The sequence below is a fragment of the Acetivibrio mesophilus genome (genome assembly GCF_004102745.1).
Classification (GTDB): domain Bacteria; phylum Bacillota; class Clostridia; order Acetivibrionales; family Acetivibrionaceae; genus Hungateiclostridium; species Hungateiclostridium mesophilum.
This window is the reverse complement of the sequence record NZ_RLII01000009.1, coordinates 38,123-59,498: the sequence shown is the minus strand read 5'-3', so window position 1 is coordinate 59,498 and position 21,376 is coordinate 38,123. Positions and strand designations below refer to the sequence as shown.

The 21,376-nt window shown below is 40.6% G+C and carries 5 protein-coding genes; all 5 read left to right on the top strand.

Features of this window, described 5'->3' with window-relative positions; genetic code table 11:
* The first annotated feature begins 13 nt into the window (after positions 1-13).
* The 5 genes from EFD62_RS08915 (at position 14) to EFD62_RS08895 (ending at position 21,362) form a co-directional block, all read left to right on the top strand.
* Positions 14-1,276, top strand: a complete 1,263-nt coding sequence (locus tag EFD62_RS08915) for a putative glycoside hydrolase (RefSeq protein WP_128705992.1) — start codon at positions 14-16, stop codon at positions 1,274-1,276.
* A gap of 270 nt (positions 1,277-1,546) precedes the next feature.
* A complete protein-coding gene (locus EFD62_RS08910) occupies positions 1,547-3,889 on the top strand; it encodes a vitamin B12-dependent ribonucleotide reductase (protein ID WP_069194422.1) in 2,343 nt (780 codons plus the stop codon).
* A 179-nt stretch (positions 3,890-4,068) separates the two neighbouring features.
* Positions 4,069-6,258 carry a family 10 glycosylhydrolase gene (locus tag EFD62_RS08905; protein WP_128705991.1) on the top strand — a complete coding sequence of 730 codons (2,190 nt, stop codon included), beginning with the start codon at positions 4,069-4,071 and terminating at the stop codon, positions 6,256-6,258.
* Positions 6,259-6,456: 198 nt separating this feature from the next.
* Positions 6,457-6,987: a hypothetical protein gene (locus EFD62_RS08900; protein WP_128705990.1), complete on the top strand. Its 531-nt coding sequence runs from the start codon at positions 6,457-6,459 to the stop codon at positions 6,985-6,987.
* Positions 6,988-7,493: 506 nt separating this feature from the next.
* Positions 7,494-21,362: an Ig-like domain-containing protein gene (locus EFD62_RS08895; protein ID WP_128705989.1), complete on the top strand. Its 13,869-nt coding sequence runs from the start codon at positions 7,494-7,496 to the stop codon at positions 21,360-21,362.
* Positions 21,363-21,376: the final 14 nt, after the last annotated feature.

Below are 21,376 nucleotides of genomic sequence, written 5' to 3'. Positions count from 1 at the left end.
ACGGGGGGTCAATATGTCAGCCAAAAACGCAAAAATTACTTTAAGGAACAGGAGTTTTTTAGTAGTTCTGCTAGTCGCAGTATTTGTTTTTTCGTTAACAGCATGCAAAGGTGAAGATGTTGAAGTCAATAATCCGACGCCTACAGCAGAAGCAACGGATAATGGACAAGCAAGCAATGACGGTAATACGGATAGCGGTGACCCGTCAACTGCAGTACCCAATGAAGAAACAAGCCCGATACCGAGCAATTCCGGTGAAGATGTTAAGCCGGCAAAAAAGGATATCAAGGTAAAAGCATTATATCTTACAGGATGGACAGTAGGAAGTGATGACAGAGTTCAACATTATGTTGATCTTGCAAAAAATACAGAAATTAATGCCTATGTTGTAGACATCAAGGATGACGACGGATATGTTGGTTATGAGTCGAATGTACCGGCTGTAAGGGAATTAGGTGCATGGATGAATAAATACAATGCGGACAAAGTATTAAAAGCTTTCCATGACAATGATATTCATGTTATTGGAAGACTGGTATGCTTTAAGGATCCTATTTTATCTTCTAAAAAGCCGGAGCTGGCGGTTAAGAGTGTGAATGGAGGTTCATGGCGCGACAACCATAATCTCACATGGTTAGACCCCTACAACAAGGATTCATGGGCTTATTTGATCGAGATTGCCAAGGAAGCAGTTGAAAAGGGTTTTGATGAAATCCAATTTGACTATATCAGATTTCCTAATGACGGAAGCAAAAAATCTATGAGCTTTAATACTGGCGGCAAAGAAAAATACGAAGCAATAAATGAGTTTTTGGCCTATGCCAGAGAGCAAATGCCAGGAGTTGTTCTCTCAGCAGACGTGTTTGGAATAATACTGGAAAGCCCCGCGGATACGGAAGATATCGGTCAATATCTGGAGACGGTAGTAAAAGATGTTGATTATATTTCGCCTATGGTGTATCCTTCACACTATGCTGTTGGGCAGAAAGTTAACGGTGTTCAGTTTATGAAACCGGACCTTGATCCTTATGGAGTTGTATATCAAAGTCTTGCTAAGTGTAAGGACAGACTGGCACAGGTTGAAGGCAATAAAGCTGATGTAAGAGCTTACATTCAGGACTTTACGGCATCATGGCTAGGAAAAGGCTATTACCAGTCTTATGGACCTAAGCAGGTAAGAGAGCAAATTCAGGCTGTTTACGATGCAGGCTATGAAGAATGGATATTCTGGGATGCGAACAATACGTATTCTGAAGATGCTTTTTTGAAAGAATAACCTATTAATTTTAATAGTATTATGATATTATTGTAGATAGCAAATGGAATTTTCATTTGCTATCTGCTTTTATTTTATTTATATTATTCTTAAAAATTTTATTAATTCTAATTTTATTTCTGCAACTTCAATATCTCGTTATATATTAAATTACTCTTCATAAAAATGATTTTTTTCAACTTGACTTGTAATGGATAAATGATACAATATACTGTATGACACTAAAAGAAAGAACACAAAATGTAGTGAATTTGTGAGGAGGCTAATCTAATGAATTTAAACGAAAACGCAATTAAAGTCCTGGAAAAAAGGTATCTTGCCAAAGATGAAAATGGGAAATTATTAGAAAATCCAGAGGGGATGTTTAAGAGGGTTGCCAGGGCTGTTGCATCTGCTGATAAGGAAAGTGTCTCAGCAGAGGAGCTTAAGGATATTGAGCAGGAATTTTATGATATGATGGCAAATCTCGACTTTTTGCCTAATTCCCCCACTCTTATGAATGCAGGAAGACCTTTAGGACAATTAAGTGCATGTTTCGTTCTACCTATAGAAGATACAATGGAAGGCATATTTGAAACCATAAAGAATGCTGCACTTATACATAAAAGCGGTGGAGGCACCGGTTTTAGTTTTTCGCGCTTAAGACCCAAAGGCGCTTCGGTAAACTCCACAGGAGGGGTTGCCAGCGGACCTGTGAGCTTTATGAAGGTGTTTAATGCCGCTACAGAGGCTGTAAAGCAGGGAGGAACCAGAAGAGGTGCCAATATGGGCATACTTCGTGTAGATCATCCTGACATTATGGACTTTATTACATGCAAAAAGAACAATGCCGATATTACGAACTTTAATATCAGTGTGGGCATAACAGAAGAGTTTATGAATGCTGTGGAAAAAAATGAAGATTACAACCTTGTTGAGCCCAATACAGGCAATATAGTTGGTAAACATAATGCAAAAGAGATGTTTGATTTAATTGTCGATATGGCATGGAATAACGGCGAGCCCGGGATAATCTTTTTGGATAGATTAAACAGGGACAATGTGACTCCCGAAATAGGACAAATCGAAAGTACAAATCCTTGTGGAGAGCAGCCTTTGTTGCCTTATGAGGCATGCAATCTGGGGTCGATCAATTTAAGCAATATGTTGAAGGACATTGGCGGAAAAACGGAAGTTGATTTTGATAAGCTTAGAAATACGGTAAGGAAGGCAGTCCACTTCCTTGACAATGTAATAGATGTAAATAAGTATCCTTTGCCTGAAATTGATGAGATGACAAGGGGAACAAGAAAAATAGGTCTTGGTGTTATGGGATGGGCAGACATGCTTTGTAAATTGAATATTCCATATAATTCCCAAATTTCCATAGACCTTGCAGAAAAGATAATGTATTTTATACAGGATGAGTCCAAGAAGGCTTCAATCGAGCTGGCGGAAAGGAAGGGTGTATTCCCTTATTATGACAAAAGTATTTACAAGGATCTGGGGGTAAAGGTGAGAAATGCCACTACCACAACTATAGCACCTACAGGTACATTGAGTATTATTGCGGGTGTATCCAGCGGAATCGAGCCCCTATTTGCGATCTCATATATAAGAAATGTAATGGATAATGACGAGCTGATAGAGGTTAATCCGGTCTTCAAGCAGATAGCCAATACAGAGGGATTTTATTCTGACGAATTGATGCGAAGGATAGCCAAGAGAGGTACAATAAAGGGATTTGGTGAAATACCGGAGAATATTCAGAATGTGTTTGTTACATCCCATGACATTTCTCCTGACTGGCATGTAAGAATGCAGGCTGCTTTTCAGAAGTATACCGATAATGCCGTATCAAAAACTGTAAATTTGAAAAATGAAGCAACTCATAAAGATGTTTCCGATGCTTTTTGGCTTGCATATAAGACGAATTGCAAAGGGGTAACAATATACAGAGACGGTAGCAGAGACCTGCAGGTACTTAATATCGGAAAGGTAAAAGGTAAAGAAGAAAGTGCCTCCGAGAACAAAGGTCAAACTAATCAGGTATCGGGCATAGCTCCGAGACCGAGGTCTGAAATTGCAACCGGTTTTACTGAAAAGGTAAAAATAGGATGCGGTAATTTATATGTAACGGTAAATTATGACGAGCATGGCATTTGTGAGGTGTTTACAAATACCGGGCGAGCAGGGGGATGCCCTTCTCAGTCGGAAGCAACGGCTAGGCTTGTGTCTATTGCTCTTCGTTCTGGAGTTGACCACAAGTACATTGTTGAGCAGTTGAAAGGGATAAGGTGTCCGTCCACAATAAGGCAGAAAGGGTTAAAGGTTCTGTCTTGTCCCGACGCTATCGGCAGACTTATAGAAAAGGTTGCGAAAATGCAGAATGGACAAAAGGATGCCACAAGTGAAATTTGTATCACAGAGGAGCAGAAATTTCAGCGACCTACGGCAAATACCTATCATAAAGGCGAAGATACGCTAGAAGATGAGGCGGATTTTAAGGTTGCCGAGCTGGAAGATGGTGTGGAAGGCAGCGATACTGCGGTTTGCCCCGAGTGCGGTAAGAAGGTAGAGCATGAGGGTGGTTGTGTAGTGTGTAGGAATTGCGGATATTCAAAATGCGGATGATTTTTTGAGGTTCAGATATAATAAGGGGTGCTGCAAACTTAATTGGTTTTGTGGCACCCCTTTTCACGGCAGTATTTTAGGGAAAAGTAAAATGAACAAGATTTTCAGGTTGACTTCTGTGTGCCGAAAACATAACATTGTGAGTAGAGAAATATTATTTATGGGGGTTAAAATTTCTTATGAAGAATCATTACAGAAGACTTATCTGCATCTCATTGATATTAGTAACGATAGTTTGTACTTTTGCGGTCAGTGTCGCAAAGACAGAGCCTTGGAGTGCATACCAAAAGTTTATACCTGAGGATACTCCAGTTGTAAAAAGGCATCTCAGGGGAGCATGGATTAGTACAGTTGTAAATCTTGACTGGCCTTCTGCCGATACGAGAAAGATTGAAAATCCTGCGGAACGAATAAGCAAAAGCAAGGAAGAACTTGTGGATATTTTAGATAGCGCAGTAGATATGAATCTAAATGCCGTATTCTTTCAGGTAAGCCCTGAGGGAGATGCATTCTATAAATCGGATATTGTGCCTTGGTCGCGCTATCTTACAGGGACCTTTGGAAAGGATCCTGGCTTTGACCCATTGGAATTTGCGGTTGAAGAAGCTCATAAGCGTAATCTGGAGATTCACGCATGGTTTAATCCTTACAGGGTATCAATGAATACAACGGATTCAACCATTTCATCTCTAAAAATTGAAAAGAGTGTATACAAGGAGCATCCCGGATGGATTAAGACAGCTACGAACAGGTTTGTTGTTGACCCGGGAATACCAGAAGCAAGGCAATGGGTGATTAATCGTGTTATGGAAGTAGTAGAAAACTATGATGTGGATGGAGTGCATTTTGATGACTATTTCTACTACGAGCAATATGAAGGCGAATTAAAGGATCAGGATACCTATAACAAGTATAATAAAGGGCAGTTTTCCAATATAGGCGATTTTAGAAGGAATAATACGTATTTGTTGGTGAAGGAGCTTTCGCAAAAGATAAGAGGGACAAAATCATGGGTTAAATTTGGCATCAGCCCATCCGGCATATGGGGAAATAAAAGTGATGGGCATAGTGATGGTTCCAACACCAACTCAGGCTTTACAAATTACGATAAATGCTTTGCTGATACAAAAAAATGGGTTGAAGAGGAGCTTATTGATTATATTGCTCCCCAGGTTTATTTTACTTTTGCAAACATCAGAGCACCTTACGGGGAGATTGGCTCGTGGTGGGCGGATGTATGCAGGGGAAAGAATGTGCATCTTTATATAGGTCAGGCGTTTTATAAGATAAACGATGACAGTGATCAGTATTTTAAAGGTGAAAATGCTGTGCCAGAGTTGACAAGGCAATTGAAATTCAATGCTGTAAAACCTGAGATAATGGGTACTGTTATGTTCCGCTTTATGAACTTTAGAGATTCGGGCAAGCAACAGGCCGTAAAAGCTATAAAGAATGACCTCTGGTCGCAGAAAGCCCTGATTCCTGTAATGCCATGGAAGGGTGGCAGCGCTCCCAATACACCCACACTGGGGAAATTAGATACCCTTTCCAAGGGAGTGGAAATTTCATGGACGGATAATGACCCGGATACTGCGTATTATGCAATTTACCGCTTTAATACCGGAGAGAAGGCAGACACTACCTCTGATAACAGTGCATACAAGCTTATTGCGACTGTCAGGAAAAACAGCCAGGGCGAGCAAAAATTCGTAGATTATGAGGTTGAAAATGCTGACAGTGTATATTATGTTGTTACCGCCTTGGACAGGTTGCATAATGAGAGTGAAGGACTTGCCATCAGCACCAATCAGTCCAAACATTTTCCGGATGTTGGTATGAAATACTCCTGGGCCGTGGATGCAATTGACATGCTTTATAAGGAAGGTGTTGTCAAGGGCGATGAAAATGGGATGTTCAACCCGGGAGTGAACACAAAAAGAGCGGATTTTACCATCATGATTATCAGGGCGCTGAACTTAGAGGCTGATTTTGAAGACAATTTTGACGATGTTAAACAAGATGCGTATTATTATGAGGCGGTGGGCATTGCCAAGGCACTGGGGATTGTGAAGGGAGACGGAAGAAATTTTAATCCCAATTCCAATATAACCCGGGAGGACATGATGGTTATTGTGGTGAATGCTCTTAGAATAGCTGGTGCAAAGATTGACAAAGCCGATGAACAATTTCTTGAAAATTACAGCGATGCAAAAAGTATAAGCAGCTATGCAAGAGAAGGGGTAGCTATTCTTACAAAGGAAGGGGTTGTCAATGGATTTGATGGCAAGATAAATCCAAAAAACCTAGCTACAAGGGCTGAGATTGCAGTAGTAATTGCAAAGCTTTTGACAAATATTGAGTATGTATAGAGATTAGCTGACAATATAAGATTGATTTTAAAATGGAATTTTTAACATATAAGGGATTTTTGTTAGAAATCTGCCTCCACTAATTGGAAAATATAACACATATGCATCGATAATTAATATATTTCAAAATCAATACAAGAAAAACACAATAATTATTTTATGCAGTATGGTTATACTAGTTTTGAAGGAGGTGGCAAAGTGAAATTCCATAAAATGATCATTGCAACTGCTCTGATAACTGCTTTGTCTACTGTTTCTGTTTTTGCATCGCCGGCAGTTACAGAGTCACCGAAAACCAATACTACTCAGCAAAAGAACGATATTAGCCCAAAAGGCAAAAGTGAAATAAAGGAACACAGGGTCAAGGATAAGGGTTCTGAAGCTGAAATTGACCCTATAGAGAAGCTAAAGAATAAGAAGCAGAAGGTTAGAGAGCTATTAGATGCAGGAAAGATTACAAAGGAAGAAGCAGATGATCTCAATGCAAAAATAGATGCAAAGATTAAAGAAATTGAGGAATTTAATAAACTAACCGTAGAGCAAAAGCGAGAGAAACTTACAAAAAGGTTTAAAGAAAAAGTTGACAGAAAAGTAAAGGAAGGTAAACTACCCCGGAAAAAGGCTGACCAGATCATTAAGGAGTTTAATAAGAAAATTGAGGAATGGGATGGAAGCGGTTATCCTAGCTTTATGCGTAAATCCTATCTAAAAAAACACAAATGTAAATAAGTTTTTAACTTAATCGCCATAAATAATGAAGGAATTCGACCTATAGCAGGTTGAATTCCTTTATTATTTATTATATTTAGTTTTCTAAAATGCTTTTTATTTACTAATCAATAAAATTCTATATACTAAAACTTTTTTTATGATATAATATTTCTATAGTTCTAAAAAATGCATAATAAACACAAATATTCTAAGATATTGACTGCTTTATTTGTTTTGGGGGGCATGATAAAAAAAGAAGGGCATTTTTCTGTACTTTTATTCATTTTCATCAAATATATAATATATTACATATTGCGTTGTTTTTATATAACCCTTTGCAAACTATAGAGTTGAAATTAATGCCGGGTATTGAGGCTTTATGATAAATCAACTGTTGGTGAGGGGGTTGTTTTGATATTTGCCTAATTCCTATAGCGAAAGGGTGTGTTGCATATTGTCGGGATTTAATTAAACCTATGATAACAAGACCTACTAAAGTAAAACAACAATATGGGGGGTAATATATGAGGAAAAACCTTAAGGTCTTTATTTCTATTCTATTGTGTTTTATGATGCTTTTTGGGGAGATGGTACCTGCCGGGGTGTCGTCTGCGGTAGCTTTGGCAGAGAATTATGACATTCTTGAAGTTCAGAATCCACCTGACATCGAAGAAGCCGATAATTCCACACCTGAAAAGACCGTAACTGAAAATGTTTATGCCCAAGAAGAACTGTTTCAAAACCCGGATGAAGAAATGCTCGGGCTAAAAGCTGCTTCTTTAACTGTAGGCACGTCAAGTGTATTTACAATATCCGGTAGAGTTCTCTTACCGGAGGGTAAAGTGGCTCCTGCGGGAGGATTGGCGTTAAAGGTATATGCCAAAAGCAGCTCAAAAACTACTAGTGTAAGTGTTGCCATTCCAGAAGGAAAAAGCAGTGCTGATTACACTGTAATTGTTCCGCAAGAAGCAGTGTATACCTTGTATTATCAGACATCAAATGCCGATTATGTAGGCACTGGTTATTACTGTGAAGGCGACACTGTCAGAAGTTCTTCTGCAGCTGAACAGATAATCTTGACAGCAGATGAACCTTTGCAGTCGGATATAAATCTGACTCTCATAGCCAAAAGGGATATTTCAGGGGCTGTAACCCTTCCCGATGACGGGGTTGCTCCTGCTGGTGGAGTATCTGTAACCATAACAGCAGCAAGCGGATCTGATAAGGCAACAGTTGCTGTAATCATTCCTGAAGGGCACAATTCTGCAGATTATATGCTGAAGGTTCCGCCCAGTACATCGGATAAAGGATATCTTGTAAGCTATCAGACTTCAAATGGGATGTACTTACAGACTGCGTATTACAGCGTGTCTGGTTCTGTAAGATATAACACTCTTGCTACCCTTATTGATGTTAGCGCTGAAGATAAGGGAAATATTAACTTGAATCTTATTGCAAAGAAGAGAATAACTGGTACCATATCTTTGCCTGAAGGTACGGCACCTAAAGATGGTGTAAAAGTTACTGTATGGGCAACCTATGGCTCGGATAAAGATTCTCAAACCGTAGTAATCCCTGAGGGAGCTTCATCCATTGAATATGTTTTATATGTTCCCGACGGTTCGGGTTATACACTATACTATGAAACAAGCGATATAGCATACTTAAATAAAGGCTATTATAACGAAAACGGCACGGTAAAGGACAGTAAAGCGGCTACACCGATAGACACTGTTTTGGGAGATGCCGTAGATAAAAATATTATACTTATTGCCAAACGTATTGTTTCGGGAAAGGTATCCTTGCCAAAGGATGTTGCTCCAGAAGGTGGCATAAGTGTAGAAGTAATTGTAGCATTGAATAAAACCAAAGTTGAAAGCAAATCAATTACAATACCGGAGGGAAAGTCAGAAGCCACCTACTCCATGTATGTTCCCACAGGTTCAGGCTATAATGTTTCCTATAAGACATCCAATAACTTGTATGTTGAACAGGGGTATTATAAAAAGGGTTCAACAGTCAGATATCTAAGTTCTGCAACTTTGATTACCGTTGATAATGAGGACTTAAACAATATAGACCTTGAACTTATTGAAAAAAGGTTCATTAGTGGAGTTTTATCCATGCCATCCGGTACAGCTCCTTATGGAGGAATAAGCTTCGAAATTACAGCTTACAACGGCTCTGAAGAAGCAAAAGTTACCGTTACAATTCCGGAAGGCGAAAGCTCGGTGCCATATTCAATAAATGTTCCGGCGGATGAAGGATACATAATCAAAAGCAAGTTGTTGACACTTCAGTCAATATATATGAATGAACAGTATTACAGCAGTGGAGGTACTGTATACAATGTCGCTTCAGCCTCGAAGGTTAGCACTATAGCCGGTAATCAGCCGAATATAAACATAATGCTTCTTGAAAAAAGGACTGTAAGCGGTACATTATCTCTTCCTGAAGGATATTATGCACCTCCTGGTGGGATGATTTTTACCCATGAGACCGATGGAAGAACAACTTTTATTGTTATTCCAGCCGGAGAAAGGTCCGGGTCTTTTACAATTTACTACAATCCCGGAGTGTACAAACTTTTCTATCAATGTCCTGAAGATGATATATTTGTTTCACCGGGGTATTACAGCAAGGGTGGTACAGTTGTAGACAAAAACAGTGCCGACGATATTGACGTTAGAGAAGGAAATCAGGTAGGTATAAATCTGGTTCTGCTCCTTAAGAAAACCATATCGGGAAAAGTGGTTCTTTCCAATGGGGTTGCACCGAAAGGAGGCTATACGGTAAAAGTAAAGGCCTCCGGAAGCAAGGGGAGCGCAGAGCAGACCGTTATGATTGAAGAAGGAGAAAAGTCTGCGGATTATATTCTGTTTGTCAACCCGGGAGAGAAATACAAAGTATGGTATGAATCTTCGAAGGAATACACTTTTGTAAGTCCTATGTATTATAATTCGGACGGAATGGTAAGAGACAGTAGTAGAGCATCTTTATTGGATTTAAGCAAGGAAAACAAGACTGATATAGATTTAACTCTTACCGAGATGCGCGCTGTCAGCGGTAATATTGTTGTTCCTTCCGGTGTCGCACCGTCGGGAGGTATTTCAGTAGATGTTGTAGTGTCCAATGGAAAGGACAGCACAAAAGCATCTGTAACAATTCCGGCAGGAGCGGGATTTGTAAGCTATACTGCATATGTTCCTGCAGGAAAGGGCTATAAGGTTAAATATGAAGTTAATTCAAAAAGCGATTATGCTACCGACGGCTACTATGGGGTAAGCGGTACCACTCTAAATGCAAGTTCTGCTGCATCCCTCGACCTTACTTCGGAAAACAAGGCTGAAGTAAATATGACTTTAATACCCAAAAGGTCGATAAGCGGTACAGTATCTCTGCCTTCGGGAATGACACTTAGTAGTGATACAAAGGTGACTGTTTACGCAGGTGACAGCTATAATGCAACTGTTACAATACCTAAAAACGAGTCTTCGGTAGAATACACTATTAAGGTCCCACCAAATAATGCAGGATCGGGTTACAAGGTATATTACAAGCTTAGCTCCAGTAGTACGATGTTTATTACACCGGGATACTATAGCAGTAGCGGGATGACAGTTTCAGAGATTGGAGCAGAACTTGTAGATGTAAGCAGTACAGATGCCAAGGCTGATCTTGTCTTGATACCAAAAAGCAGCATCAATGGAAGTGTAAAGCTTCCGGAAGGTGTTACTGCAAAAAGCGATTTGAAAGTAACTGTTACAGCTTCAAATAATAAGAATAAAGGGTCTGTTACCGTTACAATACCAGAGGGAAAGAACTCTGCAGAATATTCCGTTTATGTTCCATCGGGAACCGGGTATCTTGTGGAGTACTCAGTGACTGCTGAAGAATACCTTAAAAAAGGTTATTACAGCACATCAGGAACGGTTAAAGATTCGAGTGCTGCGACCTTAATCAATCTGGATGGAGAGAGCAAGCAAAATGTAAATCTTCAACTGCTTAGAAATAATAAAATAACAGGTAGTGTCACTCTTCCAAAGGGAGTAGCTCCTTCTGGGGGATTGAAGGTTACAATCTGTGCTTCCAACTCGGCAGATACTGTAAAAACTACAGTAACAATACCTCAGGGCTACAATACCATAAACTATACTCTTTATGTACCGGAAGGCAAGAACTATACCGTATGGTATGAAGCTACGGACAGGAGAGTTATGCCAACAGGGTATTACAGCGACGGAGGCACAACGGTTGATAAATCTAAAGCGAAGCCTATTGATGCAACTATCAATGTTTCATCAATCAATATTAATTTGATTCCAAAGATGGAAGTAAGCGGAAATGTAAAACTTTTATCGGCACCTGCACCTGCAGGAGGAATCAGTGTAAAATTAACCATAGACAACAAGGTTTCCAACGATACGGTGGATGTGGTCATTCCTGAAGGGTTTATGTCGGCTTCTTATGTACTTTATGTTCCGGCAGGCGAGAAATATGTTCTTAAGTATACCACATCAAGTGCAGGCTTTGTAAGCCCTGGATTTTATTCGGAGTCCGGATCGAAAGAAACTGAAAAAGAAGCTTCATTGCTCAATATATTAGGTGACAGGGCAGGCATTGATATATCGCTTATCACAAAGAGAACTATTCGCGGGACAATATTGCTTCCTGAAGGATATGCTCCGGCAGGCGGTGTTAATGTAAAAGTAACTGCACAGAGTTCATCCGATAAAATAACAGCAAGCTTTATCATTCCTGAAGGAGAAAGCTCAGTGCCATACACATTGTACGTTTCCTCCGGTAAGGAATATATCGTAAAGTATGAGACTACTGATGAAAAATATATAAGTACTGGTTATTACAGTATTTCAAAAACCACAAGGCAAGAATCGGAAGCAGATAAATTAGACACAACCGAAGGAGACCAGGTGGGTATCAACCTTAAGCTTATAAGCAATAGATATATAAGCGGTAGTGTCTCTATTCCTACAGGGATAGCACCTTTTGCTGGCATAAAGGTAAGGCTCAAAGCCACAAACGGTAATGACACAAAAACGCTTGATGTTGTTATACCCGAAGTGAGCAGTTCAACAACCTACAAGCTTTATGTTCCTGAAGGAAAAGATTATGAGCTTAGTTATTCAATAATCAATCCTGACGGAAAATATTTCCCTGCGGGCTACTATAATGGGGTTACGGCAACTAGGGAAAAAGAGGAATGTGTGCTTCTTGACCTTTCGAAAGAAAGCAAGGAAGGAATAAATATGACATTGATACCAAACAGACTGGTTACAGGAAGCCTTGTTCTGCCTTCGGGAGTAGCTCCGTCGGGAGGTTTGAGGATTACGGTCACAGCTTCAAACAGCAGGGATTCGGTAGCAACAACAGTCAATATGCCTCAGGGAAGTAGCTCCATAGTATATAGAATGTATTTGCCTGAAGGTAACGATTATACTATTGGATACACTATAAGCCATGAGGATTATTTGAACGGTTACTATAACATTAATGAAACAGTTCTCACTAAGGATGAGGCAACGACTTTTAATGTTGAAAAGAATGACATCTTAGGGTTAAACATTGTTCTTATAGCAAAAAGAACTATTAGCGGTATCGTAAGTCTTCCTAATGGAAAGACTGCACCGGCAGGAGGGATTGATGTTACTATATCTGCCGGAAGCTACAGCACTAAAGTGACAATTCCTCAGAACAAGAGCAATGTGACGTACACATTGAAGCTGTCACCAAATGCAATTGGTTCTGGATATACCGTAAAATACACAATTACTTCTGCTACTGATTTCGTCCAGACCGGTTTCTATGGTAAGGATAAAACCGTACCAAGGGCTCAAACAGCGAATTTGGTTGATGTTAGCTTTGAAAACAAAGTAGGTATTAACCTGAATATATTGGAAAAACGCATCATAGGCGGTGTGTTTAGGCTCGGATCCGGGGTTGCGCCGTCAGGAGGAATGAATGTCACAATATCTGCAATAGGTAAGACAGCAGAAGGAAAAAGCATGACCTATCAGCAGGTAATTAATATACCTTTTGGTCAAAACCAGGCAGACTTTGGACTGAAGGTGGATCCAAGCTATTATGGTTCGGGTTACAAGCTTATGTATACTATGGCTTCTGAGCATGGCTATGCTGAAAACGGCTACTATAATGAAGAGCGAACGGTTCAAAATGAAAAAGAAGCAACACTAATCTATGTGGATGAAGAGGACCAATTAGGTAAAGAGATAACTGCCATCGGCAAAAATCATATAAGCGGTAATGTTTCTCTTCCTGATGGAGTCAAAGCACCAAAAGGTGGAATAAAGTTAAGTATTCACGCTGAGAACTCAAAAGACAGCGGTTCCGTAAATGTTACTATTCCGGAAGGAGAATCAAGCGCAAACTATATGCTGATCGTTCCTCCTGGAACACAATACAAGCTGTATTACAGTATGGCACCAAATGATAAGTATGTAACAAACGGATACCTAAGTTCTGAAGGGACTGTGGTAGACTCTAAAAACGCAGAGCTTTTTGATGTAAAAGAGAATATAGATAAAAAGAATATTGTCCTTATATCAAAAAGAAAAGTATCCGGTGAGGTGAGGTTGCCAATAGGGGTATTTGCACCTAAAGGCGGTCTTAAAGTGGAAGTAACTGTTCAAAACACTCAAAACAGTGATTCGGTGACGGTTACCATACCGCAAAACGGTCAGTCACAAAGCTTTGAATTGTATCTGCCGCCGCAGAACGGATATAAAATGTACTACACTTTATCTTCCGGAACCGATTATGTAAGTAAGGGATATTACGCAGGAAGCGGTACTGTTCCGGATGAGAAGCTGGCATTGGAGATAGATTTGAGAGATAAGGATCTGAATGATGCAAAGCTTTCGCTCATAGAAAACAGCATTATTAAAGGAAGTGTAGTTCTACCTTATGGTCAGGCTCCTGAAGGAGGCATTGAAGTTAGAATTACAGCTGACAACGGTAAATTCAAGAATATTGCGGATGTAACAATCCCTGAAAACGGCAATAGGATTGATTATGTGTTGCCTGTTCCTCCGGCATCGGGCTATACGGTGTCTTATCAGGTCTCAACCGGGCTTGATTTCAGACCTAAAGGCTACTATAGCAATAAGGGAACGACCACTTCTGTCAGCGAGGCATCAAAGCTTGATTTGACAGCGGGAGGAAAAGAAGGGATCAATCTTTCTCTTATTTACTACAACTCCATAAGCGGAACGATATCCTTGCCTGAAGGAATTGCACCGAAAGAAGGGGTAACGTTTAGTGTATTTGCAGCTAATTCTAAAAACAAGAGGGAGATAGCAGTTACGATTCCGAGTGGAAAAAGTTCTGCAAATTATACTATTTATATTCCTGACGGTTATGGATATAAAATATATTATGTTATGGCACCGGATAGTAAATATGTTGACAAGGGATTCTATGCAGGAACCGAGACGGTTATAGATGAAAAAGACGCAGCTAATGTAGATGTCAACGGGGATTCGGTAACTGATATAAGTTTTGCTATTATTGCAAAAAGAACAATAAGCGGAACTATATCTCTAAAAGATGGTGAAAAAGCTCCGCAGGAAGGTCTTGCTGTGAGGGTAACAGCCCTTGATGGCGATGAACAAACAGTTGTAATTCCTTATGGCAAAAGTTCGGCTACATACTCCTTGAATGTAGTTCCTAATGCAGCAGGAAAAGGCTACAAGGTAAGATTTGAAACCATGAAAAACTATGGATATGTACGTTATGGATATTATGCCCAGGACGGCTCAGTAAGAAGCGAAGCTAAGGCTGAGCTTGTGGATGTAAGCAGAGGAAACAAAGACAATGTAAACTATGAATTAACACGTCCACGTACTATAAAGGGTACACTTAGACTTCCTGAAAGCGCTACAGCAAGCAGGGATATAACTGTAAATATTGTAGCCTCCAACAGTATTGACAGCGCAGACACGGTTGTCTATATACCGAAAGGCTCAAAAGAGGCTGCTTATACCCTCGCTGTTCCGCCTAATGATGACACTGATGATTACAAGGTAAGATATGAGAATTGGTATGACAATAGTTTTGCTTCTACCGGATACTACGGTTCATCGGAAACTGTCAGAAATGCCGATTTGGCAAAGGGAGTCAATGTAAGAAAAGAAAATGCCAGCGGTATTAACATTACTCTTATTGCTAAAAAGACTGTTTCAGGAAAAGTTTCACTTCCTTTCGGAACAGCACCAAAGGGTGGACTTACTGTGACAGTTTATGCTGAGAATAATACCGATAAGATTATTTCATATGTAACTATACCTGAAGGCCAGAGCAGCATGGACTACTCATTAAGTGTTCCTGTAGGTAAAGGATACAGAATAGGCTATGAAATGTCTATAAAGAATGACTTTGTTCCATGGGGATATTACGGGATATATGGTACTGCCTATATGCCGGCAAATGCACATCTTATGAACGTAAGCAACGATATTAGTGGCATTGACTTGTCACTGATAGCCAAGAAGTCCATTAGCGGTACAGTATCTCTTCCGGAAGGAACAGCTCCTAAGGGAGGAATCAAGGTGGAAATCTATGCTGAAGATGCAGGAGATACTTGGGTTACAATCCCTGAGGGAAAAAGCTCGGCTGAGTATACAATGAAGGTTCTGCCAAATCTGCAGGGTAGCGGCTACAAAATTAAATATGTAGTTTCATCGGATTATGACCTTGTGGGATACGGCTATTACAACAAAAACGGTACGGTCAGAAACAGTAAGCTGGCTCAATCGGTTGATGCCAACAATAAAGATGTTGAGAATATAGACATTGAATTAATGAAGCCGAGAAGGATAAGCGGAAAGGTTTCTTTGCCTGAGGGAGTAGCACCTTTAGGGGGTGTTTCATTAAATATTGCGATATTTAATGAAACAGATGGAAATTCTCAGATTATCACGATACCGGAAGGAAAGTCATCGGCAAGTTATTCTATAAGTCTACCTCCGAACGATCCAGGCTATGAGTATATAGTCAGGTATGAAAACTGGTCAAATAAGGTTTATACAACATACGGATACTATAACAGCAAAGAAACGACTAATAATATGTCTCATGCAGGACCGGTGAATGTGAATGAGAAGGATGCCTCGAACATTGATATGGTGCTTCTCAGAAAGGCTATGGTCAGTGGAATCATTGAAGTACCGGAAAATGCTATCATTCCGGAAGAAGGACTCAATGTAAGGATATATGTATCCAATGATGTGGAGACCTATTCGACGAATGTAAGGATACCTTACGGAGCGGTGTCAGTACCGTATTCAGTACACGTGGAAGCGGGCTCGGGCTATAGACTCTTCTATGTATTGGACAGCAACGAGAGCTTTATGGAATATGGATATTATGATGAGAAGGGAGTTTATACGGACAAAAAGAAAGCTAAAGTATTTAGCGTATACGATGAAAACATCAGCGGCCATAAGCTGAAGCTTTTGGAAAAGAGAACAATATCAGGTAAATTGATTCTTCCGACCGGCGTCTTTGGAGATGAAAGCTATTTTGAGGTTACCATTAGTGCCACAAATGGATACGACATCGGTGAAGCCAAGATCCTTGTTCCTTATGGAAAAACACAGGTGAATTATACACTGAGTATACCTGCAGGAAGCGGATATACACTTCTGTATGAGATTCCTCAGAGGAAGGGTTATGCATCCTTGGGATACTACAGTGTGGAAGGTACTGTAAGAAATAAGGGAGAAGCAGAAGCCCTGGATTTAAGAGAAAATGATATGACAGACATAGATATTTCTCTGATTCAGGATATGACGATAAGCGGTACAATCAGGCTTCCTCAAGGAACAGCTCCGGAAGGAGGCATCCAGGTTGTTGTAACAGCAACTGATGAATCCGGAAATGAATCATCAGAAACTGTAACTATTTTGGAGGGCGAAAGCTTGGTGGACTATTACTTGAATGTGCCGCCAAACGCCCACAATTCAGGATACAAGGTAAGGTACAGTGTGTCATCTAATGAATATGCAACCCTTGGTTATTACAGTGAAAGCGGTACTAAAGTATTAGCAGATGAAGCAACCTTGGTGGATGTAAGCAGCGGAAATGCAGAAGACATAAACCTTATGCTTATTGAGAAGAAGATAGTAAGTGGTATTGTATCCATTCCGGAAGGAGTTGTCGGAGTGGGCGGGTTATCCGTAACCATAAATGCAACAAGTAAATTGTTTAGCGTGGATGATACGGTGACAGTGATAATACCGGAAGGTAGCAGCATGGTTCCGTACATCTTAAGGGTATCGCCGAATGTGGAAGGAGCGGATTATATTCTTTCCTATCAGGTGAGTGGTGATGCTTATATAAACAACGGATATTATAATGAAGCAGCTACAGTAGTAGATATTAATATGGCAACTCCTGTGGATGTCAGCAGCGGAGATTACACCAATGCTAATATTTCGCTGATAAGAAGCAGGAAGATATCAGGGAAAATATCACTTCCTGAAGGAGCAACTGCTCCTAAAGGCGGTCTGCCAGTGACAGTTTTTGCAGAAAAAACAGATTATACTGGCTATAGGATAACAAAGAGCGTAACAATACCTGAGAAGCAGAGTTCTGTAGACTATATCCTGTATGTTCCTGAAAGTACATCAAGGGTAGTAGGTCTTAAGCTTCAAGCTTCAACCGGAAACGGAACCGAAGACAAAGCGGATGATTATGTTTTGAATACGGAAGTCTTTGTACCGGTAATTGGTGGAAGCCCAAATTCCGTATACAAGGTGGGTTATTCGTATACGGTGGACGATCAGTACTATAGGAGCGGATTCTATTCTAATAAGGGAACAGTGCCTGCAATAGGTATGGCTGGTACAGTAGATGTGGCGAAAAAGGATATTCAGAATGTAGATTTTGCTCTGCTAAAAAAGAATAGAACAATAAAGGGAACAATTAAGCTTCCAGAGGGTAAGACAGCTTCCGGAAATGTTGAGGTAGAAATAACAGCTGAAAACGATGTATTGGATTTCACTCCTCAAAAAACCGTAATAATAAGCAAGGGTAAATCAGCTGTTGAATATGAGATTACAGTTCCTTCAATTGACAACTACCGCATAAAATATACGATCAAGTCAACAAGTGAAGGCTGTGTAACCAGCGGTTATTATGCAAAAACGGGAACTGTGGGCAAACCTGAACTTTCAACGCTTATCAGCACCATATCCGGAAATGTGGAAGGAATTAACTTAAATCTGATACCGGGTATAGAAATAAGAGGAAGGGTTTCTCTTCCAACAGGTCAGAAGGTAAACCGCAATGACTTTTGGATGTGGGTTTCGGCCTCAAATGAGAATTATGAATCTTCTGCGTATGTGACAATATCTAAGGGAGGTTCATCAGCAAATTATTCTCTATATGTGCCCGAAGGTTCCGAATATGTTGTGAGCTACTCAATTTTGCCTCTCTTTGGAGAGTATGTGGAAAAGGGTTATCACAATAAGAGTGTAACCACAGCCAATAAGGACAGTGCTACAAAGTACAATGTGACAAAGAACATAAGCGGTATTAACCTGACACTATTGCCTTTGGACAGAGCGATATCAGGTGTTATTTCCCTTCCTGACGGTACAGCGTCGGTGGGATACACAATTAATGTTCCTGCCAACAACAGAGACAACGGTTACCAAGTGGAGTATTCGGTTGTTTCAGGTAATAACGATGGTTCATACAATGAGAGAGGATACTTCAGCCAGTCTGGAACTTCCTCCGACAAAGCTCGGACATCAATTATTGATGTAAGTTCAAGAAACAGCACAGGTAATGACATGACATTGCTGACTAATGCTATGGTACCTATCAATGCAATTATGCTGGATAAGTATCAGGTGACCGTTCAGAGCGGCAAGACAGTAAACCTCAAGGTGAAATATTTGCCGGAGAATGCAACAAACAAAGCAATTAAGTGGACTACCAGCAACACAAATGTTGCAGAGGTTTCATCAGAGGGAGTTGTTAAGGCAAAAGCAACGGGAACTGCAGTTATAACTGCTAGAACTTACAACTCGGTAATGACCTCATTTACCGTTAAGGTTATTCCAGCTGACGGGGAGGGCTTAAGCATTGATAAGCTGTCTATCAGCATAAACCCCGGGGAAAAAGAACAGCTTGAGGCAATATTCACTCCTAGAAGCGAAGACGAAAAAGTAATATGGAAGTCTGACAACACTGAGGTGGCAGTAGTATCGGAGAAAGGTTTGGTAACAGCCAAAAAATCCGGTACAGCAGTAATTACCGCTGTAAGTTCAAAAGATCCTTCGATATATGCAACTAGCAGTGTGATCGTTATAACTCCTGTTACCAGCGTGGAAATTGACAAGAGCAAGCTGGAAATTAAAGCAGGATATACGGATAAACTTACAGCTAAGGTTCTGCCGGAAACTGCAAGTTATAAGGGAATTACTTGGACATCAAGCGATGAGAGTATTGTCAGGATATCCCAATCCGGAGAGGTGACAGCTGTGAATATCGGAACAGCGGTTGTAACTGCCAGCAGCATATATAATCCTTCTATTAAGGCTGTATGCAATGTAAAAGTAATACCGGTTCCGGTGGAGAGAATAAGCCTTGATAAGGAAACCGTTACATTGTATCCGGATGAGTACATTCTGATAAATGCAGAGGTTCTTCCTTCGAATGCTTCAGATAAGAGGGTTGCATGGAAATCAGATAACACAAGTGTTGCAACTGTGACAGCTGAAGGTCTTGTAAAGGCAGTAAATATTGGAGAAACAAAGATAGTTGCAACCAGCTTGTACGATTCGTCGAAAAAGGCAGTGTGTGTGATAAAGGTGGTTGAAAGACCAGTTACAAAAGTGACATTTAAGAATGTACCGGAGTCCATACTGGTTGGCCAAAGCAAATCGCTAGAAGTGACTGTGTCTCCGGCTAATGCCACTAACAAAACGCTGATTTGGTCATCTAGCGACAAGAATATCGCAACAGTAACTGAGGATGGTCTGGTGACAGGAAAAGGCGTCGGAACAGTTACAATAACCGCATCGTGGAAGAATGACCCGAGTGTAAAGGCAGTATGCACATTGAAAGTTGAACCGGTGAAGGTATTAGGAATCAAATTGAAACAGACCAACGTATCCCTAGGTATAGGAGACGAGATAAAGCTTGTTGCAGATGTTATACCGGAGAATGCTACCAATAAAGACATCGTATGGTCAACAAGCGACAGGAATATTGCAACGGTAACGTCCGATGGAACTGTTAGAGCTATTTCTTTAGGAAAAGCTACAATAACTGCTACCAGCAAAGAATCCTCAAGTATTAAAGCTACATGCACCATAACGGTGACAGGGCTTGCAGTAAGTCAGGTAAAACTTAATAGCAAACCGTCAACACTCACAGTAGGTAGCACCCATAAATTGACAGTAACTATAAATCCGGCAAATGCTGCGGACAAAACATTGGAATGGAGTTCCAGCGATACTTCTGTAGCAACGGTAAGTTCTTCTGGAGTTGTAACGGCAAAACGGGTCGGAACTGTAACAATTACAGTAAATAGTAAGTCAAAACCGTCCTGCAAGGATTCATGTACAATAAAAATCGTGGAGGCGGCAACACCATCACCGACACCTACAGCAGTTGTTGATGAACCTATTGTAATTCCGGGCGGAGCCGGTGGAGGCGGTGGAGCTCCTATTGTCTCCATTGATGGAACACCAACACCTTCAGCAACGCCGATAGTAACAGCAACACCAACAGCTGGGAATACTCCACCAGTGAACCCAAGCACAAAACCAACGCAGGCCCCAACCGATTCCAATAGCTTGGACTTCTTTACAGATATAAAGGGGCATTGGGCGGCAGACTTCTTTGCTGATTTGCTGAAAAAAGAAATTGTCAGCGGATATCCGGACAGAACCTTAAGGCCAAATGCTCAGATAACTAGAGCCGAGGCAACGGTAATGGTAATGAAGGCGGCAGGATTTGAGGTATCCGATAGCATAGAACTTACATGCTCCGACAAAGATTCGGTGCCGGCATGGGCAAAAGCATATATTGCGACAGCAATGCATAAGGGAGTAATAAAGGGCTATGAAGATGGATCCTTCCGACCGTCGAATCGGTTGACTCGTCAGGAGACAGTGGTCTTGGTACTGAGGGCCTTCGGAATAGAAGAAGCACAGGATAAGACCCTTACCTTCGCTGACTCGGAGAAGATACCGGCATGGTCGAGAGGCTATGTAAAGAAAGCGGTAGAATTGGGAATAATCAAAGGTTATAACGATAATACCTTTGGACCTCAAAAGGAGATTACCCGTGCTGAGGTTGCTACCATAATTTCAAAGTGTATGCAGCTTAAGGGTAAGTAGAATCATAAAAAGCT

Coding starts and splice junctions, on each gene's coding strand:
- EFD62_RS08915 (WP_128705992.1), top strand. CDS start 14: ATGTCAGCCAAAAACGCAAAAATTACTTTAAGGAACAGGAGTTTTTTA.
- EFD62_RS08910 (WP_069194422.1), top strand. CDS start 1,547: ATGAATTTAAACGAAAACGCAATTAAAGTCCTGGAAAAAAGGTATCTT.
- EFD62_RS08905 (WP_128705991.1), top strand. CDS start 4,069: ATGAAGAATCATTACAGAAGACTTATCTGCATCTCATTGATATTAGTA.
- EFD62_RS08895 (WP_128705989.1), top strand. CDS start 7,494: ATGAGGAAAAACCTTAAGGTCTTTATTTCTATTCTATTGTGTTTTATG.